This is a genomic window from Novosphingobium capsulatum NBRC 12533 (assembly GCF_001598375.1).
GTDB classification, from domain to species: Bacteria; Pseudomonadota; Alphaproteobacteria; order Sphingomonadales; family Sphingomonadaceae; genus Novosphingobium; species Novosphingobium capsulatum.
Genome location: NZ_BCYV01000003.1, coordinates 71,320 through 96,831 on the forward strand (window position 1 = coordinate 71,320; position 25,512 = coordinate 96,831).

At 66.2% G+C, this 25,512-nt stretch carries 26 protein-coding genes; 10 read left to right on the plus strand and 16 right to left on the minus strand.

The features are described 5' to 3' along the window. Positions 1 to 35 precede the first annotated feature (35 nt). The 6 genes from SCA01S_RS00470 to SCA01S_RS00495 form a co-directional block, all read right to left on the minus strand. Positions 36 to 389, minus strand: coding sequence for an invasion associated locus B family protein (locus SCA01S_RS00470; RefSeq protein ID WP_354489619.1), 354 nt, complete (start codon positions 387 to 389; stop codon positions 36 to 38). 131 nt (positions 390 to 520) lie between these two features. After that, on the minus strand, positions 521 to 724 hold the full coding sequence (locus tag SCA01S_RS00475; protein ID WP_022675982.1) for a hypothetical protein: 204 nt from the start codon (positions 722 to 724) through the stop codon (positions 521 to 523). Beyond that, entirely contained in the window at positions 724 to 924 is a 201-nt protein-coding gene (locus tag SCA01S_RS00480) for a DUF4169 family protein (RefSeq protein WP_022675981.1), read from the minus strand. The genes SCA01S_RS00475 and SCA01S_RS00480 overlap by 1 nt, the downstream gene beginning before the upstream one ends. After that, positions 924 to 1,583 (minus strand): histidine phosphatase family protein, encoded by a 660-nt coding sequence (locus SCA01S_RS00485; RefSeq protein ID WP_062781785.1) that lies wholly within the window; start codon positions 1,581 to 1,583, stop codon positions 924 to 926. The genes SCA01S_RS00480 and SCA01S_RS00485 overlap by 1 nt, the downstream gene beginning before the upstream one ends. After that, positions 1,580 to 2,068, minus strand: coding sequence for a transcription elongation factor GreB (gene greB, locus SCA01S_RS00490; protein WP_062781788.1), 489 nt, complete (start codon positions 2,066 to 2,068; stop codon positions 1,580 to 1,582). The genes SCA01S_RS00485 and greB overlap by 4 nt, the downstream gene beginning before the upstream one ends. Before the next feature lie 150 nt (positions 2,069 to 2,218). Next, a complete protein-coding gene (locus SCA01S_RS00495) occupies positions 2,219 to 4,264 on the minus strand; it encodes a lytic transglycosylase domain-containing protein (protein WP_084390686.1) in 2,046 nt (681 codons plus the stop codon). 167 nt (positions 4,265 to 4,431) lie between these two features. Here SCA01S_RS00495 and dapA point away from each other — a divergent pair, with 167 nt between their 5' ends. Continuing rightward, entirely contained in the window at positions 4,432 to 5,313 is an 882-nt protein-coding gene (dapA, locus tag SCA01S_RS00500) for a 4-hydroxy-tetrahydrodipicolinate synthase (protein ID WP_022674870.1), read from the plus strand. Between the two features lie 54 nt (positions 5,314 to 5,367). Here dapA and radC read toward each other — a convergent pair whose 3' ends face one another. Further along, complete coding sequence (gene radC / locus SCA01S_RS00505; protein ID WP_062781791.1) at positions 5,368 to 6,117, minus strand: RadC family protein; 750 nt, start codon at positions 6,115 to 6,117, stop codon at positions 5,368 to 5,370. A 128-nt stretch (positions 6,118 to 6,245) separates the two neighbouring features. Between radC and SCA01S_RS00510 the strand changes: the two genes are divergently transcribed. From SCA01S_RS00510 to SCA01S_RS00545, 8 genes are all read left to right on the plus strand, one after another. Beyond that, positions 6,246 to 9,458, plus strand: coding sequence for an intermembrane phospholipid transport YdbH family protein (locus SCA01S_RS00510; protein ID WP_062781794.1), 3,213 nt, complete (start codon positions 6,246 to 6,248; stop codon positions 9,456 to 9,458). Continuing rightward, complete coding sequence (locus SCA01S_RS00515) at positions 9,455 to 9,733, plus strand: YnbE family lipoprotein (RefSeq protein WP_084390687.1); 279 nt, start codon at positions 9,455 to 9,457, stop codon at positions 9,731 to 9,733. The genes SCA01S_RS00510 and SCA01S_RS00515 overlap by 4 nt, the downstream gene beginning before the upstream one ends. Position 9,734: 1 nt before the next feature. Continuing rightward, positions 9,735 to 10,127, plus strand: coding sequence for a YdbL family probable chaperone protein (locus SCA01S_RS00520; protein WP_022677861.1), 393 nt, complete (start codon positions 9,735 to 9,737; stop codon positions 10,125 to 10,127). A gap of 209 nt (positions 10,128 to 10,336) precedes the next feature. After that, a complete protein-coding gene (locus tag SCA01S_RS00525) occupies positions 10,337 to 10,654 on the plus strand; it encodes an AtpZ/AtpI family protein (protein WP_022677862.1) in 318 nt (105 codons plus the stop codon). A 91-nt stretch (positions 10,655 to 10,745) separates the two neighbouring features. Beyond that, positions 10,746 to 11,528 carry a F0F1 ATP synthase subunit A gene (locus SCA01S_RS00530; protein WP_022677863.1) on the plus strand — a complete coding sequence of 261 codons (783 nt, stop codon included), beginning with the start codon at positions 10,746 to 10,748 and terminating at the stop codon, positions 11,526 to 11,528. A gap of 59 nt (positions 11,529 to 11,587) precedes the next feature. Further along, on the plus strand, positions 11,588 to 11,815 hold the full coding sequence (locus SCA01S_RS00535; protein WP_022677864.1) for a F0F1 ATP synthase subunit C: 228 nt from the start codon (positions 11,588 to 11,590) through the stop codon (positions 11,813 to 11,815). Positions 11,816 to 11,901: 86 nt separating this feature from the next. Next, on the plus strand, positions 11,902 to 12,396 hold the full coding sequence (locus SCA01S_RS00540; protein ID WP_022677865.1) for a F0F1 ATP synthase subunit B family protein: 495 nt from the start codon (positions 11,902 to 11,904) through the stop codon (positions 12,394 to 12,396). Beyond that, positions 12,389 to 12,940 (plus strand): F0F1 ATP synthase subunit B family protein, encoded by a 552-nt coding sequence (locus SCA01S_RS00545; RefSeq protein WP_022677866.1) that lies wholly within the window; start codon positions 12,389 to 12,391, stop codon positions 12,938 to 12,940. The genes SCA01S_RS00540 and SCA01S_RS00545 overlap by 8 nt, the downstream gene beginning before the upstream one ends. Before the next feature lie 164 nt (positions 12,941 to 13,104). On the opposite strand, the gene SCA01S_RS00550 is transcribed toward SCA01S_RS00545, so the two are convergent. The 6 genes from SCA01S_RS00550 to SCA01S_RS00575 all read right to left on the minus strand — a co-directional run bounded on the left by SCA01S_RS00550 (position 13,105) and on the right by SCA01S_RS00575 (position 19,191). After that, complete coding sequence (locus SCA01S_RS00550; RefSeq protein ID WP_062781800.1) at positions 13,105 to 15,438, minus strand: glycoside hydrolase family 3 C-terminal domain-containing protein; 2,334 nt, start codon at positions 15,436 to 15,438, stop codon at positions 13,105 to 13,107. Next, on the minus strand, positions 15,435 to 15,992 hold the full coding sequence (locus SCA01S_RS00555; protein ID WP_062781993.1) for an NADPH-dependent FMN reductase: 558 nt from the start codon (positions 15,990 to 15,992) through the stop codon (positions 15,435 to 15,437). Before SCA01S_RS00555 ends, SCA01S_RS00550 begins: the two co-directional genes overlap by 4 nt. A gap of 5 nt (positions 15,993 to 15,997) precedes the next feature. Then, complete coding sequence (locus SCA01S_RS00560) at positions 15,998 to 17,101, minus strand: LLM class flavin-dependent oxidoreductase (protein ID WP_062781803.1); 1,104 nt, start codon at positions 17,099 to 17,101, stop codon at positions 15,998 to 16,000. Positions 17,102 to 17,272: 171 nt separating this feature from the next. Then, the gene (locus SCA01S_RS00565; RefSeq protein ID WP_245652394.1) at positions 17,273 to 17,773 is read right to left on the minus strand and encodes a nuclear transport factor 2 family protein; all 501 of its coding nucleotides are present in this window, start codon (positions 17,771 to 17,773) and stop codon (positions 17,273 to 17,275) included. Positions 17,774 to 17,788: 15 nt separating this feature from the next. Further along, positions 17,789 to 18,178, minus strand: coding sequence for a C-glycoside deglycosidase beta subunit domain-containing protein (locus SCA01S_RS00570; protein ID WP_062781806.1), 390 nt, complete (start codon positions 18,176 to 18,178; stop codon positions 17,789 to 17,791). After that, positions 18,178 to 19,191, minus strand: a complete 1,014-nt coding sequence (locus SCA01S_RS00575) for a sugar phosphate isomerase/epimerase family protein (protein WP_043610597.1) — start codon at positions 19,189 to 19,191, stop codon at positions 18,178 to 18,180. Before SCA01S_RS00575 ends, SCA01S_RS00570 begins: the two co-directional genes overlap by 1 nt. A 438-nt stretch (positions 19,192 to 19,629) precedes the next feature. Here SCA01S_RS00575 and SCA01S_RS00580 point away from each other — a divergent pair, with 438 nt between their 5' ends. Further along, the gene (locus tag SCA01S_RS00580) at positions 19,630 to 21,864 is read left to right on the plus strand and encodes a TonB-dependent receptor (protein ID WP_062781809.1); all 2,235 of its coding nucleotides are present in this window, start codon (positions 19,630 to 19,632) and stop codon (positions 21,862 to 21,864) included. A gap of 108 nt (positions 21,865 to 21,972) precedes the next feature. On the opposite strand, the gene SCA01S_RS00585 is transcribed toward SCA01S_RS00580, so the two are convergent. From SCA01S_RS00585 to araD1, 3 genes are read right to left on the minus strand one after another with little or no spacing between them, the layout of a single operon-like run. Then, complete coding sequence (locus SCA01S_RS00585) at positions 21,973 to 23,538, minus strand: alpha-N-arabinofuranosidase (protein ID WP_062781812.1); 1,566 nt, start codon at positions 23,536 to 23,538, stop codon at positions 21,973 to 21,975. Positions 23,539 to 23,573: 35 nt separating this feature from the next. Further along, a complete protein-coding gene (locus SCA01S_RS00590) occupies positions 23,574 to 24,500 on the minus strand; it encodes a Gfo/Idh/MocA family protein (protein WP_062781815.1) in 927 nt (308 codons plus the stop codon). Between the two features lie 3 nt (positions 24,501 to 24,503). Continuing rightward, positions 24,504 to 25,502: an AraD1 family protein gene (gene araD1 / locus SCA01S_RS00595; protein ID WP_062781818.1), complete on the minus strand. Its 999-nt coding sequence runs from the start codon at positions 25,500 to 25,502 to the stop codon at positions 24,504 to 24,506. Positions 25,503 to 25,512 lie beyond the last annotated feature (10 nt).

Below are 25,512 nucleotides of genomic sequence, written 5' to 3' on the forward strand. Positions count from 1 at the left end.
CAAGGGCGGGCCGGGGGAAACCCCGGCCCGTTTCTTTATTGCCCCGCGCAACCCACGGTGGCGGCGTCCATCGCCGAAGCCGCGCCGCCCAGGCGATAGCTGTCGCGGAACGTGCGGCCATCGCGGGCCTTGCCGCTGACCGTTAATGTTCCCGCCGATCGCAGCCGCGCCACCACGGCGGCATCCATGCGGCGGTCCTGCGCCCAGGCCACCGCATCGCTGGCCATCAACACAAAGGTTTCGCCGTCCACCGACACGGTAACCTTGCTGTTCGGCGCAATGCGGCGCGACAGCCGCCAATGCACCTCGCCACGCACATTGCGGCGCGGCCAGGTGCCGATCGTCATATAGGGCACCACGTCGCGCGGGCGGCTGCTGGGTTGCGGCATGGCGATGGCATAGCAGCGCGGTACGGCGGAATCGCGAAATGCCCCCCAATCCTCCCACACGCCCAGCGAGTCCCGTGCATATGCAGGCCCGGCTCCCGCAAGAGCCAGGCCGGCAGCAAAGAGCGCGGCGCTCAGCCTTCGGCCAGGTCGAGCCATGCGATCACATCGTTGTCGGTGGCGATGAACAGGTCGGCCTGGATATCCTCGCTCTGCTGCGCGGCCAGGGCCATGGCCTGGTCGAGCGGGCCATAGAACAGCGTTTGCGCCGCGCCGCCTTCCGGGCCATCGGACAGGTGATAGAGCCGCACGGTGGCGCTTTCATAAGTGGTGCGCATCAGTCTTGCCCTTGTTCCTTGCCGTCATGATCCAGGCGGTGCCCATCGAGCTGGCGGCGGGCCTGTTCCTCGCGCGCCAGATCAGCGGCCTTTTCCGCCTTGGTGCGCCCAAACCGCGCCCGGTTGGCGGCAGCCTGCGCTTGTGCGGCCTGGCGGTCGCGGGCCTTGCGCGCCTGGCGCAGATTGATCACCTGCGCCATCAGGCGTGCTCGGTGCCGCGGGACGAGCCGAAGAACACCTCTTCGCGGCCGTTCTCGATCAGCGCGATCGAACCCTGCACCAAAGAGGGCGCGATGGGCGCCCCATGGTCGGGATGGGGTGGCAACCCGGCCAACAGACCACGCAGCACCCGGCTGGAAATGCCGTGCATCACCACGATGTGGGTTTCCTCGGAGATGCCCACGGCATCGATCCAGCGTTGCAGCCGCGCGGCGATGGCCGGGTAATCCTCGCCATCGGGCGCCGGGCGCAGCAGGTGATCGGCCAGCGTGATCGGCCCGTGTTCGGCCTCCACATCGTCATAGCCGCGCCCGATCCACGATCCCATGTCGATCTCGAACAGGTCGGGCGTGCGGTTGGCGGCAAACCAGTCGATGCCCAGTTCCTCGGCGATCAGCGAGGCGGTCTGCAGGGCGCGGCCGGTATCGGAAATGTGCAGCCGCACCACGGGCCGCTCCCCCAGCGCACCGCGCAGGGCCTGGCCCATCATTACCGCCTGCTCAAACCCCCGGCGCGTCAGCGGGGTGTGCATCGCATTGGATTGCAGGCGGCGCGCGGCGTTGAACACGGTTTCGCCATGGCGCAGCACGAAAAAGCGGCCGGGCAACGCGTGCGCGGGAAGGGCCTGGTCTTCGCTCATGCCAACACCGGGTAGCTGATGCCCATGATTTCCCACTCCTTTTCGCCGCCGGGCAGGCGCACCACGCGCAGATCGCCCACCCGTGCCCCGCGCAGCGCCCGCGCGATCGGCGCGCTCCAGCCGATCAGGCCCTTGGACGCGTCCTGCTCATCATCGCCCACCAGGGTCAGCGTGCGGCGGTTGTCGTCTTCGTCGGCCAGTTCCACCGTGGCGCCGAACAGCACGCGGCTCTGGTCGTCCTGCCGCGCCGGATCGACCACGCGCGCCGCCTTCATCCGCCGGGCGAGCCAGGCCAGTTCGCGGTCGATCTCGCGCATGCGCTTGCGGCCATAGAGATAGTCGCCGTTTTCCGACCGATCGCCATTGCCGGCGGCCCAACTGACGATCTCGACGATCGCCGGCCGCTCCGTGCCCAGCAGGTGGTCATAGCGCGCGCGCAGGGCAGCCAGGCCGGCCGGCGTGATCGGGTTGCCATCGGGTTTCATCACTCCCGCCTTTAGCGGGTGGGGCAGGCTTCCACCACCCCCCGCCCCCCTCCTCTGAAGAGGAGGGGGAGTAGTGCGCTGATAAATAAGCCCCCTCCTCTTCAGAGGAGGGGGTTGGGGGTGGTGCGCGGCACAACGCAACCGCCCCGATCAACCCGGCGTCGGTTTGCCCAGGATGTGGCTCATCGGATTAGGCCCGTGCCATTCGGCCTTGTCGGGATTCATCGCGTCATAGACCACGGCGTTTTCCAGCACGCGCTGCACATAGTTGCGGGTTTCCGACAGGGGAATGCGCTCGATCCAGTCCACCCATTCCACCGCGCCGGTGCGCGGATCGCCATTGGCGCGCAGCCACTTGTTCACGTTGCCCGGCCCGGCATTGTAGGCGGCCACGGCCAGCGGGGTGGAGCCGCCATAGATATCCATCAGCCGGCCGAAAAAGGCGCTGCCCAGCATCAGGTTGAACCCGGCGTCATCGGTCAGCGACTGCGCGGAATAAGCGAGGCCTAGCTTGCCCGCCTGCTCGTTGGCGGTCGACGGCATCAACTGCATCAGCCCGCGCGCGCCCGCGTGGCTCATCGCGTTCTGGGCAAACTGGCTTTCCTGGCGGGTAATGGCGTGGATCATCGTCCAGGATTGCTCGGTGCCCGGCGGCACCGGGATCAGCGGAAAGGCGATGTGCTGGAAATCGAGATAGCCGCGCGCGCCGGCCGCCTGGCCGACGATCACGCCCAGGTCGCGCCGGCCCAGTTCGCGCGCGAGTTCGGCCACCAGCATGTGCTGGCCCTCGGTCTGCTGCTGGGCGGCGATTTCCTTGAAAAAGCGCACGGTGGTGCGCCATTGCCCGCTGCGCGCCACTTCGCGCACGGCGAGCGTGAGCGGGCTGGCGTTGAAGCGGGCGCGTTCCTCGGCCGTGGGCATGGCGCGCGAATCATAGGCAAAGTTGGGCACGGGCTGGCCCAGCCGTTCCAGCGCGAGCAGGCCATAGAACTGGTCGGCATAGCGCGCGGCCATGGCGAAATAGCGCTGCGCATCGCCGGTCAGCCCGGCCTGCGCGGCGGCGCGGCCGGCCCAGTAGTAGCCCTTGGCCTTGGTGCCGGGGGTTTGCGCGGCGTTGCCATAGCGCCAGAACAGCGGGGCCGCGCCGGCGCCATCGCCGAGCCGCCACAGCGATTGCGTGCCGCCCAGCCACACCAGCGAGGTGTAGTCATCGCGCAGATCGTACGGCATCTGGCTGATGTCTTCGCCAGGGGCAAAGGCATCGTCCACGCCGCGGGCAATGGCCACGGCGCTGCGTGCGTCGCCCATCGATGCCGCGCCTTGCGCATTGGCCAGCAGTTCATCGATCCACTTGCCCCGCGCCAGCGGGCGGGCGCGCAGCAGCGGGCGGTTGGCGAGCAGCGCCTGCGCGGCAATGCCCTGGCCCTGTTTGCGCAATTCGCGGGCGCGGGCATAGAGAAAGCCGGGATCGCTGTTGAGCTGGTCGGCCGGGGTGCCGGCCGCCGCGGCAAAGGGATCAAGCCCTTGCAGCGCCATCAGCCGCGCGCCATCGATGCCGCGCCGCTGCGGAGAGACAGCGGCAAAGGCGCGGTTGGCCTGGTCGGTGGCGCCGGCCCACAGCAGCGCGTCCATCCGCGCATCGGCATCGTCTGGCGTGAACGTGGCACCCCAGGTGGCCTGGATAGCGGCCTCGTCGGCATCGTTCATCGGCCCGCCGCGCCAGGCGGCCTTGGCCATGGCATCGGCATCGGGCCGGCCCAGGGCCCTCAGCGCCAAGGCATAGCGCGCGCGGCCGGGATTGGTCAGCGGCGGCTGCCGATCGAAATAGGCCACCGTGGCGCGCACGTCGCCACCGCCGCCCGCGCCGACCTCGCGATCGAGCGCACCTTCGGCATAGCGGCGCAGGCGCTCTTCCTCGGGGAAACCCGGGTAGGTCAGCAGGAAGCCGGCATAGTCTGAAAAGGCAAAGCGGTTGGACGAGGTAAGCAGTTCCCAGCGGGAAATGGCCAGCGCCATCGGCCCCTGCTGCCCGGCGACCAGCTGCGCGCGGGCGCGATCCCAGGCGCTACCATCGGTATCGGGCCCGGCATCGCTGGCATGCGTGGGCATCGACAGCGCCACCAGCGCGGCCAGCCCGCACAAGCCATTGCGCAGGGCGTGGGAAACGGGGATTCGGGGCATGTCCATGGTGGACATCGTCGTTGTGGCCTCCTTATCCGGCGCTGAATGTCTTTTTGCCGTGGCAAAGCAAAGTTTGCTGGGGCGATGTTTGACGGACCCATGTTTGCCGGGGTAAGCGCCCCACGGCAAGCGTCGAGACCTGCCCAGAACCGCATTGTGCGACAAGACGAGGGATAATGTCCATGTTTTCCGGCTCCATTCCGGCATTGGTGACACCGTTTCGCGATGGAGCCGTTGACGAGAAAGCATTTCGCCGTCTGGTCGACTGGCAGATCGAAAACGGTTCGTCCGCGCTGGTGCCCTGCGGCACCACCGGTGAAGCATCGACCCTGTCGAACGCCGAACACCACCGCGTGATCGAGCTGTGCGTGGAACAGGCCGCCGGCCGCGTGCCAGTGATCGCCGGGTGCGGCAGCAACGACACGATGAACGCGCTGCTGCACATGACCTTTTCCAAGAAGTGCGGCGCCCAGGCGGCGCTGTGCGTGGCGCCCTATTACAACCGCCCGAGCCAGGCCGGCCTGATCGCGCATTTCAGCTATCTGGCCGAAAACAACGACCTGCCGATCATTCTTTACAACGTTCCGGGCCGCACGGTGACCGACATCCTGCCCGAAACGGTGTGCGAGCTGGCCAAGCGCTATCCCGACAAGATCGTCGGCATCAAGGACGCCAGCGGCGATCTTTCGCGCGTGACTGATCACCGCATGGGCATCGGCAAGCATTTCTGCCAGCTTTCGGGCGATGATGAATTGGCCCTGCCGGCCAATGCTGCCGGGGCGGTGGGCTGCATTTCGGTGACGGCGAATGTCGCACCCAAGCTCTGCGCCGAATTCCAGGCGGCCTGCGCGGCCAACGACCTCGCCCTGGCGCGCGAGTTGAACGACAAGCTCTATCCGCTGCACTACGCCATGTTCGAAGATGCCTCGCCGGGGCCGGTCAAGTATGCGCTGTCGCGCGTGCACGAATGGATGGGCGAGGAACTGCGCCTGCCGATGGTTCCGTGCAGCGACGCCGCGCGCCAGGCGGTGGATGCCGCGCTGGAGCATGCTGGCCTGGTGTAAGCGGCTGGATTGAAGTAATTTCTCCCCTCCTCTGAAGAGGAGGGGGAGTCGCGGTTAAATCAAGCCCTTGGCCTTGAGCGAGGTGTGGCCTTCGCGGCCGATGATCACGTGATCGTGCACGGTCACGCCCAGCAGCCGCGCTGCTTCCATGATCTTGTGGGTGATCTGAATGTCGGCGCGGCTTGGCTGGGTGCTGCCCGAGGGATGGTTGTGGACCAGGATCAGCGCGGCCGCGCCGATCGCCAGTGCCTTGGCAATGATCTCGCGCGTGTAGATCGCGCTTTCGTCCAGCGTGCCATCACTCACGATCTGGTCGAGCAGCAGGCGGTTCTGGGTGTTGAGATAGAGCACGCGCACGCGTTCGTGGTTCAGGTGCGCCATGTCGATGGTGAGATAGTCGATCAGTGCCTGCCAGCTGGAAAGCACGGGCATTTCCTGCACTTGTGCACGGGCCAGGCGGCGCGCGGCAACGCCGGCAATGCGCAGCGCGGCAGCGGCGGCCTCCTTGATGCCGGGCACCGCCTGCAACGCGCGCGGATCGGCGTTGAACACGCCGGGCAGCGAGCCAAAGCGCTGCAGCAGCATGCGCGCCAGCGGCTTTACGTCCATGCGCGGGATCACGGTCATCAACAGCGCCTCGATCACCTCGTGATCGGCCAAGGCATCATCGCTGCCGCTCAACAGGCGGCGGCGCAGGCGGGCGCGGTGGCCGGATGGATCGTGCGCCGCCTCGCGCACCCGATCCGACAACAGATCGCGTTCGGGCGCCGATCGTTCAGGAAAGAGTCGGGGTTCGTCCGGCATGACCTCGTGCGGGCAAGAAGGTGTAGGCGCAAAAAGCACGGCACCGGAACGACCGGCACGCGTTGGCGGGCAGAATGTTACGGTGATTTGCATTGCCCAAGCGCGGGCCATGCGCAAGAAGGGGGCGAATGGCGGATACGACCGATTTGGCGGAACCCGATGGTCCGGTGCCCAAGGGGCGGCGGCGCCATTGGCGTGTGGCACTGTGGGCCACCGGCGCGGCCGTGCTCGTGGCCGGTGGCGGCCTGTGGCTGACGCGCAACCGCATCGCCGATGGGGTGATCGCGCGCGAACTGGCGGCGCTGGGCCTGCCGGCGCGCTATACCGTCGTGTCGATCGGGCCTGGCCGTGAAGTGCTCGCCAATGTGGTGGTGGGCGATCCTGCGCGCCCCGATCTGGTGATCGAGCGGGCCGAATTGAGCCTGGCGTGGAGCCTGACCGGCCCGCGCATCGGCCAGGTCACGCTGGTGCGGCCGCGGCTCTATGGCACGGTCCATGGTGGGCACGCGAGCTTTGGCGCGCTCGACAAGGTGATCTATGCGCCGTCTTCCTCCAAGCAGCCGTTTCGCCTGCCCGATTGGCGGCTGACGATCATCGATGGGCGCGGCCTGGTCGATGCCGATCAGGGGCGGGTGGCGTTCAAGGCCGACGGGGCGGGGGCCTTGCGCGACGGGTTTGCCGGCACGCTGGCGGTGGTGGCGCCGCGCCTGGCGCTGGGCGCCTGCAGCACCGGGCGGGCAACCGCGTTTGGCCGCGTGACGATCCGCAACGAACAGCCGCGCTTTGTCGGCCCGGTGCGTGTGGCCAACCTGGCCTGTGGCAGCGCCGGCCTGGCGGTGCGCGGTGCTGACCTCAATCTCGATGCGCTGGCCGATCGCGATCTTGCCGGGCTGAGCGTCAAGGGGCAGTTGCGCTCCAGCGCCTTTCGCGCCGGCGCCGTCTCTGGCGAAACATTGGGCCTCGATACGGCATTGGCCTGGCGCGGCGGCGCGCTGCGCGGGCGCGTGGCGGCAACGGCCGGCGGCGTGCGCACCGCGCAGGGCGGGGTGGGCCTGCTGGAACTGGATGGCCTGGTCAAGGCGCGGCCGGCGGCTGCTGCAGGCGGCGTGCCCGATGCCGAATTTCGCGGCACGATCGATGCGCGCGGGTTGCGCCGTGGGCCGATGCTCGACCAGGCGCTCGCCTCGGCCCAGGCCGCGGTGGCTGGCACGCTGGCCGCCCCGATGGTGGCACAGGTGCGCCGCCGCCTGCACGAGGAAGAGCGCGGCAGCCGCTTTGCCGCCGATCTTACGCTGCGCCACGGCCATGATGGCGCCTGGGACGTGGTCGTGGCCCAAGGCGCGTTGCGCGGCGGCAGCGGGCAGGCGCTGCTGGGCCTCAACAAGGTGCGCGTGTTTGGCAGCAGCGCGGCGACGCCCCGCTTTGCCGGCAATTTCGTGACCGGAGGCAATGGCCTGCCGCGCCTGTCGGGCACGATGGAGCGGCTCGGCAACAGCGGCGCGCAGTTTCACCTGACCATGGCGGACTATGCCGTGGGCGGCGGGCACTTGGCCGTGCCGGAACTGGTCGTGGTGCAGATGCCCGACGGCGCGCTGGGCTTTTCGGGGCAGACGCGTCTGACTGGCGCCATTCCCGGCGGGCGGGTGGAGAACCTGCGCCTGCCGATCAACGGCGCCTATGGCCGCCATGGCGCGCTGGCGCTGTGGCGGCGCTGCATCCAGCCCGCGTTCGATTCGCTGGAACTGGGCCAGATGGCGATCGACGGGCAGACGCTCACGGTGTGCCCGGTGGGCGGGCAGGCGATCGTTTCTGCCGGCAGCACGCCGCTGCGCGTGGCGCTGGGCACATCGGCCCTGCGCATGACCGGGCGCATGGGCGAAACCCCGCTGCGCCTGGAAACCGGGGCCGTGGGCCTAGCCTGGCCCGGCACGCTCACCGCGCGCGGCGTCAACGTGGCGCTGGGGCCAGAGGCCACCGCCACCCGCCTGACCCTGGCCGACCTCACCGCGCGGCTGGGCAAGGATTTCACCGGCAGCTTTGCCGGCGTGGAAGCCCGCATGGCCGCCGTGCCGCTCGACATCACGGGCGCCACCGGCACCTGGCGCTTTGCCGATGGCAAGTTGGCCTTGGACAACACCGCGTTTGACCTGACCGATCGCGCCAGCCCGGCCCGCTTTGCCAAGCTGGCCGCGCGCGATGCCACGCTGACGCTGGCCGATGGGCGAATCGCCGCGCAAGCCGTGCTGCGCGATGCACGCAGCGACCGCCCGGTCACCACCGTCAATGTCGAGCATGATCTGGCGCACGCCACCGGCCATGCCGATCTGGTGGTGGACAAGCTGGTGTTCGACAAGGACCTCCAGCCCGCACAGTTGACGCCGCTGGCGCTGGGCCTGATCGCCAATGCCAATGGCGCGATCACCGGCAGGGGGCGGATCGACTGGCAGGACGACAAGGTTACCTCGTCTGGCCGATTCGGCAGCCAGGGCCTGGATTTTGCCGCTGCGTTCGGTCCGGTGAAGGGGCTTTCCGGCACGCTGGACTTTACCGACCTGCTGGCGATGGAAACCGCCCCGCACCAGATTCTCAAGGTTGCCTCGATCAATCCCGGTGTGGAAGTGACCGACGGCAAGGTCGATCTGCAGCTCAAGGCGGGCCAGGTGGTCCAACTCAACGGCGCGCAGTGGCCGTTCATGGGCGGGCGCCTGTCGCTCGAGCCGACCACGCTGCGCTTTGCCCTGGCCGAGGAGCGCCGCTTTGCCCTGGTGATCGAGGGGCTCGATGCGGCGCAGTTTGTCTCGCATATGGAAATGGCCAATATTTCGGCCACGGGCACGTTCGATGGGCGCTTGCCGGTGGTGTTCGATGCCACGGGCGGGCATATCGTTGGCGGGGCGCTGGCCTCGCGCGGTGGCGGCAATGTCTCTTATGTTGGCGCGCTGACCTACAAAGACCTCTCGTTCATGGCCAACTATGCATTCCAGGCGCTGCGGTCCCTGGATTACAAGCACATGACCATCGCCCTGCGCGGCGATATCGCCGGCGATTTCGTTACGCAGGTGCAGTTCGGCGGGGTGAGCCAGGGGACAGGGGCGAGCCGAAATTTCTTCACGCGCCAGATCGAAGGCCTGCCGATCCAGTTCAATCTCAACGTCCGGGCGCCGTTCTACAGCCTGCTGGGCACCTACAAGTCGATGTATGACCCCTCGGTCGTGGCCGATCCCCGCACCGTGGGCCTGCTCGATGCCAAGGGGCGCGTCGTGCCACGCACGCCAGCATCGGCCGCCTCGCCGGCCGGCCAGCCCGCCATTCAGCCTTCAGCAAGTGGAAACATGCCATGAGCCGCAAATCGCATTGCCCTCTCTTGACCGTGCATCATGGCACTGCAACGATTGCCGGGTACAACGGCCAAAAGGGGGGTGCTGACGTGAGGCGCAAGGTTCTGGCCGCAGGCGCGCTGGCAGGGTTTGCCGCAACGCTGTGCGGATGCATTTCCGTCAAGGCGCCGGATAAGCCGATCGTCATCGAGCTGAATATCAATATCAAGCAGGAAGTCGTCTATCGCCTGGCCGGGGATGCCAGCCAGACGATCGACAAGAACAAGGACATCTTCTGAGATGGCACGCACCACTGCTTTTTCCGCCCTCATTGCCGCCGCCGTGGCCTTGCCGCTGGCGATCGCCCCCGTGGCCGCGTTGGCGCAGCGCGATCCGGCCTATGCCGCCGCGCGTTCCGCCGGCCAGGTGGGCGAGAAGATGGATGGCTATCTCGGCTACGTCACCCCGCCGAGCCCCGCGCTCAAGGCGGTGGTCGAGGATATCAATCTCAAGCGACGGGCGGTCTATTCTGAAAAGGCCCAGGCCCAGAAGGCGACGGTGGAGGAATATGCCTTTACCTCGGGCTGTCTGCTGATTGCCCAGACCCAGCCGGGCGAGAAGTATCAGGCGCCCAATGGTACCTGGCAGACCCGCACCAGCGCCCCGCCGCAGCGGGATTCGCGCTGTCTGTAAAAATTTCTGTTTTTCAGGATCTTGCGACTGGTATGTCGCAAGATTGACGCAAACGTATGCGTGCAACTGTGGCAAGTTCGGCGCACGGCGGTTGACTCGGGAAAACCCCCCGCCTAAGGGGCAGGCGCCCTCGGCGGGATGCCGTTGCGCATGATATGCCCTGTTGGGTGAACGGACATACCCTGTCCGATCCTTTGGCGGAGCATGGCATGAGTGACGAACAGACCGACGCAGAGCCCATCGGTGAGGATGCACGCCTTTCCAACCTGAACGCGCGGCTTGATGCTGCACGCCAGAAGGAACAGGTGCGCAGGCCAACGCCAGACCAGGCAAAGTCCGACGCGAACTATCGCATGGGCAACCGGGTCTTGGCCGACCTGATCGGCGGGCTTGCGGGCGGCGCGTTCATTGGCTGGGTCATCGACCAGTTTGCCGGAACGCGACCATGGGGGCTTCTGGTGATGCTGTTTGTGGGGATGGGCGTGGCCTTCCGCAATATCATCAGGATCTCGAACGGGCGTTCCTGATCGGGTCTTTGCATCCGATGGGTTTCCGGCCATTACACTGGCCGGAGCAGGGGGCGCCTTGGTGTTTTTGCGCGTAACGGGGACAAGCACTGTGGCCGAAGGAAAGGTCGATCCGGTACACCAATTTACGATCGAGCCGCTGTTTGGCACCGATCATTGGGCGATTGCCGGTCATAACATTGCTTTCACCAACTCGGCGCTGTGGATGGTCATCACCACCCTGGTGCTGATCGTGTTCGTGGGTGGTGGCGCCAAGAAGGCCCAGGTTCCGGGCCGCTGGCAGATGGCTGTCGAAGGTCTGACCGGCTTTGTCGACACGCTGCTGCAGTCCAACATCGGTGACGCGGGCCGCAAGTACCTGCCTTACGTGTTCTCGCTGTTCACGTTCATCCTGTTTGCCAACCTGCTCGGCCTGCTGCCGCTGGCGCTGGTCGGCATCCATCCCTTTACCGCCACCAGCCACTTTACCGTGACCGGTGTGCTGGCGATCATGAGCTTTGCGATCGTGCTGATCGTGGGCTTTGCCAAGCACGGCTTCCACTTCTTCTCGCTGTTCGTGCCCCATGGCACGCCGGCGGTGATGGTGCCGGTGATCTTCCCGATCGAGCTGATCTCGTTCCTGGTGCGTCCGTTCTCGCTTGGCCTGCGACTGTTCGTCGCGATGATGGCCGGCCACGTGCTCCTCGAAGTGCTCTCGGGCTTCGTCATCTCGGGCACCAATGCGGGCGTGGGCACCTTCTTCCTGGCCGGCGTGCCCAGCTTCCTGCTGATGATCGGCATCTGCGCGCTGGAACTGCTGGTTGCCGGCATCCAGGCCTACGTTTTTGCCCTGCTCACCTGCGTCTATCTCAACGACGCGGAAAACCTTCACTGACCGTCACCACCACCTGATACCGCTTCACACCGGTTTACGACAAAGAGGGAGTTTTTATCATGGACGCACAGAGCGCAAAGCTTCTCGGCGCTGGTCTCGCTGCCATCGGCGCCGGTCTGGCCTCGCTGGGCGTGGGCAACGTCTTCGCCAAGTTCCTCGAAGGCGCGCTGCGCAATCCGGGCGCCGCTGATGGCCAGCAGGGCCGTCTGTTCATCGGCTTCGCCGCCGCCGAACTTCTGGGCCTGCTCTCGTTCGTCGTCGCGATGATCCTGATCTTCGTTGCCTGAGGCAGCGAAGCGGACCATTGATTGACATCCGGCCGGGGTGACCCCCGGCCGGCCAGAACGACAGACAGGAAGCGCGGACCAACGCGATGCCCCAGATAGCCCAACTCGCCGCTACCTATGCCAGCCAGATCTTCTGGCTGCTGGTGTGCTTTGGCCTGGTCTTCTTCGTCATCGGCCGGGGCATGCTCCCGGGCGTGGTGTCGACGATCGACCAGCGCAACAAGCAGATCGCCGACGATCTTGGCGCGGCAGAAGCCGCCCGGGCCGCCGCCGACGCCGAAGAACAGGCCTGGCGCATTGCCGAAGGCAAACAGCGCGCCCAGGCGCATGACCTGATCGCCGCCGCCAAGGCCGAGGCTGCCCGCAACACGCAGGCTGCTCTCGATGCCGCATCGGCGCGGATCGAGGAAACCACTGCCGCAGCAGAGGCGCGCATTGCCGCCGCCCGCGCCGCCGCGCAGGGGGAAGTGCAAGACGTGGCCGCGCAGGCCGCGCAGGATATCGTCAGCCGCCTGGCGGGCCTTTCGGTTTCGGCCGAAGACGCGCGCGGTGCGGTGCAGGGAGTGCTCGCTCATGGCTAACGCGACCGCCACGACCGCCACGGTCGAACAGCACGCCGGCGGCCATGAAGCAGCCGAACCCACCATCCACGGCATCGGTGCCGGCGCGATCGTTGCCGCTGCCATGTTCGTCTTCCTGCTGATCCTGGCGTGGAAGAAGGTGCCTGGCACGATCACCAAGGGCCTCGACAACCAGATCGCCGCGATCCGCCGCGAACTGGCCGATGCCAAGGCGCTGCGTGCCGAAGCCGAAGCGCTGCGCGCCGAATACGCCGCGCGCATCGCCAACGCGGAAAAGGATGCGGCCGCCATGCTCGAGCATGCGCGCACCGAATCCGCCGCGATCGTGGCCAAGGCCGAAGCCGATACCCGCGAGGTCATTGCCCGCCGCGAGAAGATGGCTTCGGACAAGATCGCCGCTGCCGAACGCGCCGCTGTTGACGATCTGCGCGCCACGGCCGCTGCCGCTGCTGCTTCGGCCGCTGGCCAGATCATCGCCGCCCGCCACGGCGCCGATGCTGACCGCGCGCTGGTCGACAATGCGATTGCCGGACTGACCCACTAAGCAGTCCTGCGCCAAGCGCATCAAACAAGGCCCCGCCGGGAAACCGGACGGGGCCTTTTTGCGTCAGCCTTGAAAGCGCCTTGGCGCGGATTGGGCACCACGGCAAAAGGCCCGGAACGCCACATGGGCATTCCGGGCCTATCTGCTGCCGCTGCGGGCTGTGCCTAACGCGGCAAGCGTAGCGTGAAAGCGGCGTCCTGTGCGTTGCGCCCCACCACCAGCGGTACGGCATCGCTGCCCGGCACGCTGCGCAGGATATAGGGGCTGGGCTCGATCGTGGCGGTCGCGCTTTCGCCCGGCGCCAGGTGCAGCTTGGCAAAGCCGACCAGGGCATAGGGGCTTTGCGCCAGATAGGCCTGGATCACCTCGCTGCCGGCGCGGGTGCCGGTGTTGGTCACCTCCACCACGATCCGGCCATCGGCGACGCGGGCCTCGCCCAGGGCAAAGCTGGTATAGCCCATGCCGGCACCAAGCGGAAACAGCGCGGCCTTGCCCTGCGCCTTGAAGCCGCGATAGCCAACCAGCAACCCGTCATCATAGCGCAGGTCACCCCCGTCATCAGGCGTCAGGCCATAGGCGGGATAATCGGCTTCTTGCGCCGCCAGGGTCATCGGCAGGCGGCCACCGGGTTCGCGCGTGCCGATCAGCACGTCGGCCAGGGCCTTGCCGAAGTTCTGCCCCGGATACCAGGCCACCAGCAACGCGGCGGCATCCGTGGCAAAGCTGGCGTCAAACGCGTGGCCGACGTTGACAACGATCGCCGTGCGCGGATTGGCCGCGCGCACGGCCTGGGCCAGGTGCAACTGCGCCGGATCGAGCCGGGTATCGCTGCGGTCCTTGCTTTCCACGCTGGCATCGGCGGTTTCGCCCAGCATCAGCACCACGGCATCGGCCTGGGCTGCCGCGGCAATGGCGCGGGCGAGCATGGCATCGGGCGTATCGGGCGCCCGCACACCATACCATAGGCCTTGCACGCGGGCCGGGGCGTAACGCAGTTCCACCTTGACCAGCACGCGCTGCCCGGCGCGGAGCGTCACCACGCCTTCGTCGGCATCGCCGGCCTTGAGCACGCCCATGATGTCGGACGCCGCCGGCTGGACATCGCGGCGGATGATTTCGACGCCATCGACCTTGAGCACCACTGGGCCGGTTGCCCCGGCATAGAAGCGATGCGCGCCATCGCCAGACGCGACATACCAGCCGCTGGCACGCACGGCGCCGGTCTCGTTGAAGCGGCCCTGATCGTGCACGCCATGGAACCAGACCAGCGAATTGGTCGCCCGCGTCTCACGCGAGAGTGGTTCTGCGGTGAGATCGTGCCCGGCGAAGTATTCCACGGTCAGGCCGGTCGTGCAGCCATCGCCCAGGTCCATCGCCGGGGTCACCGGCATGGCGGGAAGGCGGGGCTGGGGATCGACGCCCGGTTCGTGGACGATCGCCATGTGCTGACCCAGCGTGGCGGTGATCGCTTCGAGCGGCGTGAGCGCATCCGGGGTCACGGCGATGCGGGCAAAGGTGCCGCCCTGATAGCACGGCGCGGTGGCATTGGGGCCGATCACCGCCAGCGTGCGAATCGTTGGCGCGAGCGGCAGCAGGCCATCGTTGCGCAGCAGCACGAAGCCTGCCGCAGCGCCGGCGGTGAGCAGTTCCTCGCTATCGAGCGTGGCGGGTGTCTTGGCGCCGCCAAAACGCTGGTTGAAGCGGATCACTCGTTCGGCGGCGTCCTGCACACGGTCTGCACTGACCAGGCCTTGGGCCACGGCATCTTCCGCCTTGGCACCCAGGAAGCGGGCGGGGCCGGGCATTTCCAGGTCCAGCCCGGCGTTGAGCGTGGCCGCGGTGGAATGCGTGGCGAAGAAATCGCTCATCAGCACGCCGCCATAGGCCCATTCATCGCGCACGATGGCCAGCGGGCCCGAAGCCTCGGCACACCAATCGCCGTTGACGTGGTTGTAGGCGGTCATGATGCCGCCGCAGCCGGCGGTGCAGGCCATTTCGAAGGGTAGCAGATAGACCTGGCGCAGCGTGGCATCGTCCACCACGCAGTTCATCGTGTCGCGCTGGGTCTCGCTGTCGTTGCAGACAAAGTGCTTGGCCACGGCAGCGGTGCCGGTGGACTGGATGCCGCGCACCCAGGCCGCGCCGCACAGCCCGGTAAGCAGCGGATCTTCCGAATAGTATTCGAACGCCCGCCCGGCGAGCGGGCTGCGCGCCATGTTGACGTTGGGTGCAAGCAGCGCATCGACACCCATGGTGATGGCATCGTTGCCCACCAGCGCGCCCATCTGCGCCACGAGATCGAGATCCCAGCTGGCGCCCTGCGCCACTGGGGCGGGGGTGAGCACGGAAACGTCGCGTTCGTCCACCCGGCCGCTGGCCACGCCCATCGGGCCATCGGCCAGCATCAGGCTGCGGGCATTGCGTTCGGGAACGGCGCCCGTGGTCCACATCGTGGCGCCGGCCGTGAGGCGGGCGGCGTCGGCAAGGGAAAGCGTCATGCGGCACCTTTGGCAAATTGCATGATCTGGCGGGCCTGCATGGCAACGGCTCCGGCGATTTCGGGATCGGCCAGGCTGCCATCGGCGGCGAACGGTTTTTGCGCCACGGTGTTGACGGCAATGCCCAGCGGGGTGGGCCAGCCGCGCATGGCATGGGTAATGCCGCGCAACGCGGCCAGGGTCACGCCAGTCGCCTGCCAGCCGGCGGCGCTGACCACCAGCCCGACCGGGCGCCCGTCGAAATAGGGGCGTGCGTCGCGCGCCAAGTCTTCGAGCAGGTCGATGGCGTTCTTGACCAGGCCCGATACCCCGCCGTGATAGCCGGGTGAACCGATCACCACCGCGTCAGCATCCCGCACCGCGTCGACCAGGGCGCGCTCGCCCGTGGTGCGTTCGGTGCTTTCCGGGTTGAAATGGGGCAGGGCCTTCAAGGCGCTGCCCCCGAACATCTGCGTCTGGGCGCCCATGCTTGCGCACGCGTCCAGCACCGCCGCCACCAGGCGTTCGGTGCTGGAGCCATCGCGCAGGGTTCCGCCGATCCCCACGATTTTCATGGCGTTCACGCTCCCTTGAGGGCCGGGATGACCTTGCTGCCCATCAAGTCAAGCGTCTGCTGGCCCAGGCGCAGGCGCTCGTCGGTCAGCGGCCCGGTGGTGGTGCCGCACAGCACGTTGCCGATGCCCAGTTCGGCATAAGGGCGCAGATGCTCGATCACCGTTTCGGGCGAGCCATAGAGGCACCACGTGCCGATCCAGTCGTCGGTCAGCGCGTTGGGGGTGCGGTCGGTCTTGGTATTGGCTTCATCGTTTTCGGCGCGGGCGTTGAATTCGGCCTCGCGCTCGATCGCGTCCTGGTAGGAACGCAGGATCACCATGAGTTCCTCGCGCGCCTGCTCGTCGGTCTCGGCCACGTGCACCGCCTGATAGGTGTGCGTCGTCCACGACAGCGCATCCTTGACCACGTCATCGCTGTGACCGGCTTCCAGCAGCAGGCCCTTGTAGATGTCGAAGTACTTTTTCACATGCGTGAACGGTTCGGTGCCGCCGATCTTGGGCGGGGTGAACGCGGGGATGAAGGCCGGCCAGCCATGGCGCGCGGCGCGGCGGGCGCTGCTTTCCTTCATCGCCACAGGCATCAGCCGGGCATGCTGTTCGCCATAGGGCGAGGGCGTGATGCGTTGCAGCACGCGGCCCTGGTATGGGCCGTTGTCGATCCGCACCGCCGGATCATCCATGCGCTTGGCCCATAGCTCCTCGGCCACGGCAAGATTGGCTTCGGCGAGCGGGCCGGCTTCCTTGTAGTTGACGTTGAAGCCGATCATTTCCTCGGGCGTGGTGCCCGAACCGACGCCGACCAGCAGCTTGCCCTTGGTCAGATGATCGAGCACGTTGACGCGCTCGGTAAAGCGCACGGGATGGTGCAGCGGCACCGACACCACCGAAAAGCCGAAATGCAGCTGCGGCAGGCGCGCGGCGAGATAGCCGGCCAGGATGAAGCTGTCGCTCGCCACCGGCATATAGCCGTTGAAGTGGTGGTCGGGCATGAAGATCGCCTCGAACCCGTTGGCGGCGGCCTGTTCGGCGTGGTCGATCAGGTCGGTGATCAACCGGCCATCCTCGGCCGGGCTCATCGAACGGGCATTCAGGAACACGGAAAAACGCATGATCTCTCCCCAAAAAGTCGGCGCAGCCGGCGTGGACTTTCGGAACACGCCCGTGCCCCCCGATCGCGCTGCGGCTGATGCTATTTAGAATTAGAACTATTATTATTGTTTGTCTAGCCGCATTTCCGGGCGGCGCGGGGTGCGCCGGCGCCGCGTTTGCCTGCCTAGCGATTAAAACATCGGATGAGGGTTGGCGGCCTTTTCGGGGATGGGCTGGATCACGTCCCAGTGCTCGACGATCTTTCCATCTTTCAGGCGATAGAAATCGGCAACGGCCGCGCCGCGCGCTGCCGGGTCGGGCTTTACGAAGATGTGGATCGCCGCCAGATCACCATCGACCACGATGTGGCGGATCGAAAAGCTGTGCCCGGGATCGGAAAACATAGGTGTGAGCGCCGCGATGGCCGCCTCGCGCCCATCGCCAAGCCCGGGATTGTGCTGGATATAATCCGGCGCGACATAGGCTTCGAACGCGCTGCGTACTTGCCGCAGGGTATAGAAGCGGCGGGCAAAGTCAGTGATGATCGCCCGGTTGCGGGCGGTTTCGCGCGCAGCAGCGGTGGCCGCGGTGACGTGGTGCGGCGCTGTGGGCTTGGCGTCAACGGCATGCGATGCTGCCATCGCACCGGTGAACAGGGCCAGGGCCAGCGCAGATTTGATGGCAGCATGCATGGCGTTTTTGTCCTTTCAGGCCGCCTGCACCGTCTTTTCGTCGGTGTTGAAGGCGGGGAAGGGCAGGTAGGACACGCGCAGCTTTTGACGCAGCGCGAGGGTGTGTTCGCCCGCCGGCAAGCCGCCGGGATGGTTGACGATGATCGTGGCCGGCGTGCCGAATGCCCAGCGCCGGTCATAGGCGGTTTCCATGGCATCCAGTGTGATCGGGCCCTGGCCCTCATCGAACTGCACCGCTTCACGCGGCAGTTCCACGCCATCGAGCGTGATCGCCAGTTCTTCGATCATCGACAGGGTCAGGCCGCGGTAATAGCCCAGCTTGGCCTCGAACGCGAAGCCGGTGGGCGCCTCCGCCGGGCCGATATTGCGCACCGTGGCAGCATCGATCAGGTACTTGTCGAACATCACACGGTCTCCTTGGCGCCGAATGCGGCTTCTGCCTGGTCGATCAGGCGCTCGAACATCACATGCTGGCGGCGCACCTGCTCGCGGCTATCCACCGGGTGGACGTCCTGGATCCAGCGATTGCCTTCGTATTCGCTCGACAGGGTGCCTTCCCAGCCGCACTTGACGAGTTCGGGGATGACCTCGTCATAGGCGATCGACGGGTCGGTGCAGTCCTCGTCCATTTCATAGAACTTGGCCTGGATGTGCCGGAAATAGGGGGCGTAATTGCCGATCCGCTTGGGGTTGGCATAGGGGGCATGGCGCAAGGTCTCGGCCATGGCCACCTCGGCCTTGTTGCCGCCCATCTTCACGGCCACTTCGTAGATCGTGTATTCGGCCATGATCTTGGCCTCGTGGCTGTCCACGATGAACTGCGTCACCTCGGGCCGCGCGCCCTGGCGTTCGAACCGCGCGCGGAAGGCCGGCGGATAATGCTTCATGAAGATGCCCATGTCGGGCAGGATGCCCAGGTGACGGGTGCCCAGGCGGTCTGCCTCGTCGATCGTGCGCAGGATCCAGGCATGTTCGAGATGCCACGGCGCGTGCACTTCCACGCCCAGGTGCACGTCATACTGCTCGGCATAGGGCACGCAGGCCGCCAGGATATCGGGCCGCACGAACACCAGCACGCGCATGTTGCGAATGCCCAGCCGGTTGGCCAGCTTGATGTCGCGCACGATGCTTTCCACCTGCTCGGCATCGCTCATCGGGCGATCCTTGCGCAGCTTGGTATCGAGGAACATGTCATAGCAGGTGAAATGCGCGCCATGGCGGGCCAGCATGTCCTGCCAGCGCGCCACATCGGCATCGCTCAGGTTGGGGAATTCGGGCATGTTCTGCTCGGGCAGGATTTCGATGCCCTTGGCGCCGATCGAACTGCCAAACGCGATGCAGTCCTCCACGCTCATGGTGCCCAGGAAGAGCTCTTCCTGAAACGAGTAGAGGCTGACGCCCCGTTGGATCTTGGACATGGCTTTCATGGCTCCGTCAGGAGGGGCGGCAGCGAAGGGCTGCGCGCTGGGAAAGGAAATGGGATGGAACTGGCGCGGCCGGCGCGAGGCCCGCGCCCTGGCGGCTGCGGGGCACTGCCAGCGCCATTGTGGCCGGCCCGGTGGCGTGGCGCGGAACGAAGGCGGTGGTGATCATGGCTCTCCCCAGCGGCGGGCAGGCGCCACGCCATAATTAGAACTTTAGTTCTTATTGATCCTCGTATCGCTTTCCCGGGCCGCTCTGTCAAGATGTGGTTTTTTATGGATCAAACTGCTGGAAAATCACGGTAAAATGCCGCGCGGTTGATCTGCGTCAAACCATCTTGACCGGAAATTCCATCCGCCATAATAAGAACCAGCATTTTGATTTTATAAATGGCGAGTCACGATCTCGCTATGCTCAAAAGGGGAGGACGTCGGATGAACCGCCTGATCGCGGCACTGTTGATCGGTGCCAGCATGCCTACGATTGCCACGGTTGCGCACGCGCAGGATGGCGCCGCGCCGCAAGACGCTGCCAGCAGCACGGGCGGCAATGATGCTGGCCTTGCTGAAATCGTCGTCACGGCCAACCGCACCGAAAGCTCGGCGCAGAAGACTGCTGTGGCCTTGACCGTCTATACCGGTGCGGATCTGGCCCAGAAGGGCATCAGCAACGTCCAGTCGCTCGCGACGGTCGATCCCAGCGTCAATCTCAGCACCAGCTCGGGTTCGGCCTATGTCGCCGTGCGCGGCATCGCGTCGACCGACGTGACCGAAATCGGCGATCCATCCGTGCCGATCGCGCGCGACGGGTTCTATACCAATCGCTCGTTCTCCATCGGCACCTCGATGTACGACATCGCCCGCATCGAAGTGCTCAAAGGCCCGCAGGGCACGCTCAACGGCCGCAATTCCACCGGCGGCCTGATCTCGCTGATCACCAACCGCCCCAGCGACACGGCGGGCGCCTATGGCTCGTTCGAAGTGGGCAACTATCGCGCGCTCAACGTGGAAGCGGGCGGCAACGTGCCGCTGACCGACACGCTGGCCGTGCGTTTCTCGGGCATCCACCGTCAGCATGATGGCTATCGCCACCTCACCGGCATCAACCTGGACGGGGATGATGAAAATACCTCGTCCGGCCGCGTACAGCTGCAGTGGAAGCCGACCGACAACGTCAAGCTCTGGGCGTCGTACCAGCATGACGACATCCGCAACGTGGGCGACGTGGCGATGGTTGCGGCGCTGGGCACACGCCCCGATTTCGGCGACGCGCGCAGCTTTCCCAACCAGGCGCTCACGTCTAACCGGGTAAAGGGCGATCGCATCCGCTGGGAAGGCACCGTGGCCAACTTTGCTGGTGACCTGACGCTGACCTATGCCGGCGGCTGGGACAAGCAGACCTGGGCGCACAAGCTCGATGCCACGGGCCCCGCCTATCCGGCGATCCGCAATTTCATCCAGAACGAGGCGCCGACCACCTGGAACCATGAAGTGCGCCTGTCCAACGGGTCGAACAACCCGCTGTTCTTCCAGGTTGGCCTGTTCCACTTCCAGGAAACCAACACGATCAATTCCGGGATCTACAACCTGGCGATGACCGGCCCTTATGCGCCCGGCGGGCCGCTGTCGTTCCTGGATTTCTCCAACACCTACGGCATCCACTTCGATTACAACGTCAAGACCAAGTCTGACGCGGTGTTCGGCCAGATCGCCTACAAGCTGGGCGATCAGTGGAAGCTCACCGTTGGCGGGCGCTATACCCGCGATGAAAAGGTGCGCACCGGCGGCGCCACGCTCAATTATCCGGCGCTGGCTTTCCCGGAATGGGGCTTTGTCTTCCCCTTCACCACGGGTTTCACCGATGGTGCGGGCCGCATGACCAAGTCGCAGCCGACCTGGCACGTGGGCCTGGACTATACCCCGGCCAGCAATTCGCTGGTCTATGCCAAGTATGATCGCGGCTACAAGTCGGGCGGGTTCAACTCCAACGGTTCGGCAGCCTCGATCCCCTATGGTCCCGAAACCCTCGACGCGTTTGAAGTGGGCACCAAGAACCGCTTCATGGGCAACCGCCTGCAGCTCAACGCCTCGGCGTTCTACTTCAACTATCGCGGTTACCAGGCTTCGCAGACGGCAGACTCGCTCAATGGCGCGGCCGGCACGTTCAACGTCGGTACGGCCAAGATCTATGGCGCCGAAGCGCAGGCCGTGGCCCTGTTCGGCCAAGGCGGGCGGATCGACCTCAACGCCGCGTGGCTGCACACCCGGTTTGGCGACAACATCACCGTCAACGATGGTGGTGGCACGCCGCAGAGCATCGGTGGCCACCAGCTGCCCAACGCGCCCAAGCTGTCTGTCTCGGGCGGCATCGAATATGCCATCCCGGCTTTCGGTGGCACGCTGACCCCGCGCGCCGATGCCAAGTACAGCTCGTCGTTCTACTACTCGGTGTTCAACACCTATGACACGCAGTCGCGTCCCTATGTGACCGGCAACCTGTCGCTGCAGTATGCCCCCGAGGGCGCGCGCTGGACGCTCCAGGCGTTCGTGCGCAACGTGGGTGACAAGGTCGTCCTCGCCTACGCGGCGCAGAACTTCAACTCGCGCCTCAATACCTATCAGTTCCAGCCGCCGCGCACTTATGGCGTGCGCTTCGGCTTCAAGATCTGATCGCCACACAACGGAAAAAGGCCAGCCCGGCGCATGCCGGGCTGGCCTTCCAGGTGCCGGGCCGGGACAGCGGCCCGGCACCATTTGTTTAAGCAGGCGCGCTGGCGATCAGCGCAGGTCGAGCACGACGACAGACTTGGCGGGCAGCGTGACGCTGAGCACGCCGTTCTGGATCGTTGCCGCGCTGAACGGCATCGGGCGCACGGTATCAGGCGCAGCAAAGGTATTGTGCGCATCGATCGCGGCGCCGGTCAGCACCTGGCCGCTCGCGCTGGTGGCGGCGATCCCATCCAGCTTGACCGTCACCGTATTGGCTTGGGCGGGATCGCGGTTGGACAGGGCCACGTGCACCACGCCAGCCTTGTCGCGCACGGCAGAGCCGCTCACCGTCGGCATCGTGAACTGGTCCTTGGCATACCACGGCGTGACGATGTCGATCGGCAGCACGGTGGCATCCTGCCACGGGCGATACATCATGAAGACATGATAGGTGGGCGTCAGCACCATCTTCTTGCCGTCGGTCAGGATCATGGCCTGCAGCACGTTGACCATCTGCGCGATCGCCGACAGTCGCACGCGATCGGCATAGCGGGCAAAGATGTCCAGCGTGGTCGAGGCGATCAGCGCATCGCGCAGGCTGTTCTGCTGACGCAGGAAGCCGGGGTGCGTGCCGGCATCCTGGGCATACCAGGCGCCCCATTCGTCCACTGCCAGGAACACGCGCTTTTGCGGATCATACTTGTCCATGATCGCGGTGTGCCGGGCGAGCAGATCGTCGATCCGGCGCGCCCCTGCGAGGGCATCGGCCCAGTCGTGCTCGTCAAAACCAACCGGCTGCGCCTTGGGCGGCCAGGTGCCACGGCCAGGCACGGTATAATAATGCAGTGACAGGCCATCGACCTGGTCGCGGGCCGACCGCATCATCGTTTCGGTCCAGTTGGTGTCATCCGCATTGGCGCCAGAGGCCACGCGCAGGATCTGCGTGCCGGCCACGGGCTTGATGAACGCGGAATAGCGGCGTGTTTCGTCAACCGCGTATTCCGCGCGCATGTTGCCGCCACAGCCCCACAGCTCGTTGCCGATGCCGAAATAGGGCAGGGCCCAGGGCTGCTTGTGGCCATTGCGGGCGCGCTCGTCAGCCAGGCTGCCGGCCGGCGCGGTGACATATTCGATCCATTCGGCCATTTCGCGCGGGGTGCCGTTGCCCACGTTGCCCGAGATATAGGCCTCCGCGCCGATCTGGCGGAGCAGTTCGAAGTATTCGTGCGTGCCCACGCTGTTGGGCTCGGTCACGCCGCCCCAGTTGGTGTTGACCTTGGCCGGGCGCTTCGCCTGCGGCCCGATTCCCTCGCGCCAGTGGTATTCATCGGCAAAGCAGCCGCCAGGCCAGCGCACCATCGGCACCTTGAGATCACGCAGCGCGCCGACCACGTCGTTGCGAAAGCCGTTGGTGTTGGGGATGGACTTGTCGTTGCCTACCCACAGCCCGCCATAGATGCCATTGCCGAGATGCTCGGCAAACTGGGTGAAGATATGCCGGTCATAGGTCGGGCCGGGCTTGTCAGCGTGCAGCGTGGCGGTGGTGGGCGTGCCCCCGGTATCGGCCAGCGCTGGCGTGGCCAGGGCAGTGGCGGCGAGCAGCGCGGCGGCGGCGGAGCAAAGCATCTTGATCATGCGAGGGCGCGTCCTTGTTTGCGAAGGTGGCGGGATCAACCGAAAAAGGCGTCTGTCACCAGCCGTTTGCCGCGCAGGAATGCATCGGCCACCAGGGTAAGGGGGCGAGTGTCGACATCGCTTTGCCCCTGCTCGACGAGATCGGCAAAGCGGGCATAGAGGCCAGGATATTCGTGGTCGTCGTGGCGCAGGGTTTCGCCTGGCAGGGTCAGGACCGCACCGCCGTTGGCAAGGCGCAGCGTGCCATCGGCGGTCTCCACCACGATGTCCCAGCTCTGCGGGCCGGTCTGGCGCCAATCGAGATCCATGTGGATGGCCGTGCCGCGGGAATCGCGGAAATGCACGTCTGCCGCAATCGGGGCGGCGCGGTTTCCCGGTACTTCCAGCGTGGCTTCGGCCAGGAAGAACGGATCGGGCAGGATGTGGGTGATGATCGAGAGCGCATTGATCCCCGGATCGAACACGCCCAGGCCGCCCGGCTCCCAGATCCACGCCTGGCCCGGATGCCACACACGCACATCCTCGCGCCAGATCACCTTGACGCCGGTGATCTGCCGGTCGGCCAGCCAGGCACGCGCCGGGGCAACGCCAGCGGCATAGCGCGAATGCCAGGAAGCAAACAGCGTGGTGCCGGCCTTGGCGGCATGGGCCACAAGCGCATCGACTTCGGCGAGGGTGGCGCCCGGCGGCTTTTCCAGGAACACGTGCAGACCCTGGTCCAGTGCCAGTGCTGCCAGATCATAGCGCACCTGGGGCGGGGTGCAGAGCGCCACCGCATCGATGGCCACGCCACTGTCGAGCAGGGCGGACAGATCGTGGAAATGGGGCACGCCCTCCACGCCGCTGTCGCTGCGGCTGACCGTGGCGGCCAGGGTAAAGGCGGGGTTGCCGGCGATGGCGGGCAGGTGCTGGTCATGGGCGATCTTGCCCATGCCGACCACGGCAATGCGGATCGGGTCCATGGCTTAGAGCGCCTTGACTGCGAACGGCACGGGGCCGGCTTCGGCGCGTGCCAGCGGATTGTGCAGCGGCAGGGCAAAGGGCGCAGCCGCGATTTCAAAGGCATCGCCTTCCTGCGTCTTGATCCCGTCGCTGAATGAAAGCGTGGCCGTGCCGAAGAAGTGCACGTGAATGTCTCCGGGCCGGCGGAACAGCCCGTATTTGAAGTGATGGTGTTCCAGGTTGGCCAGGCTGTGCGACATATTGTCTTCGCCCGAAAGGAACGGCTTTTCCCACAGGGTGGCGCCATCGCGCAGCACGCGGCTGGTGCCGCGAATATCGGCCGGCGGGCTGCCCAGCAGCAGTTCGGCGCCCAGCGCGGCCTGGCGCAGCTTGGAATGGGCCAGCCACAGATAGTTGTGGCGCTCGGTCACATGGTCGGAAAACTCGTTGGCCAGTGCCAGCCCCAGGCGCCAGGGCGTGCCATTGGCACCGATCAGATAGATCCCGGCCAGTTCCGGTTCCTCGCCGCCATCCTTGGCAAATGCCGGCATCGTCAGCGGCTGGCCCGGGCCGACCAGCTGCGTGCCATCGCCCTTGTAGAACCATTCCGGTTGTTGCCCTTCGCTGCCAGCGGCGGGCTTGCCACCCTCCAGCCCTTCCAGGAACATGCGCATGGAATCGGTCTGCTTTTCGGCCTGCGCGGCATCGCGGTGCATCTTGTCGCGCCCTTCCGCCGAACCAAGATGGGTAAGGCCGGTGCCAGTCAACCAGACGCGCGCGGTGTCATCATGGTCGATCGCGGGCAGCAGCGTGCCGGCGGCGAGCTCGGCGGCGATGTCCACCACCTGGCTGCCGGCGCGGGCGGCAGCGGCATCGGCCAGGCTGTGCCCGGCGGCGATCGCCGCCTGGGCCAGCTCGCGCACCGTCGCGGGGCTGTCGAGGAACACGGCGCTGTCACCGGTGGCCAGGATCACGCGACGCGTGCCATCGGCGCTGCGATGCTGAAGAAGGCGGGTTGCCATGGAAGAGGAT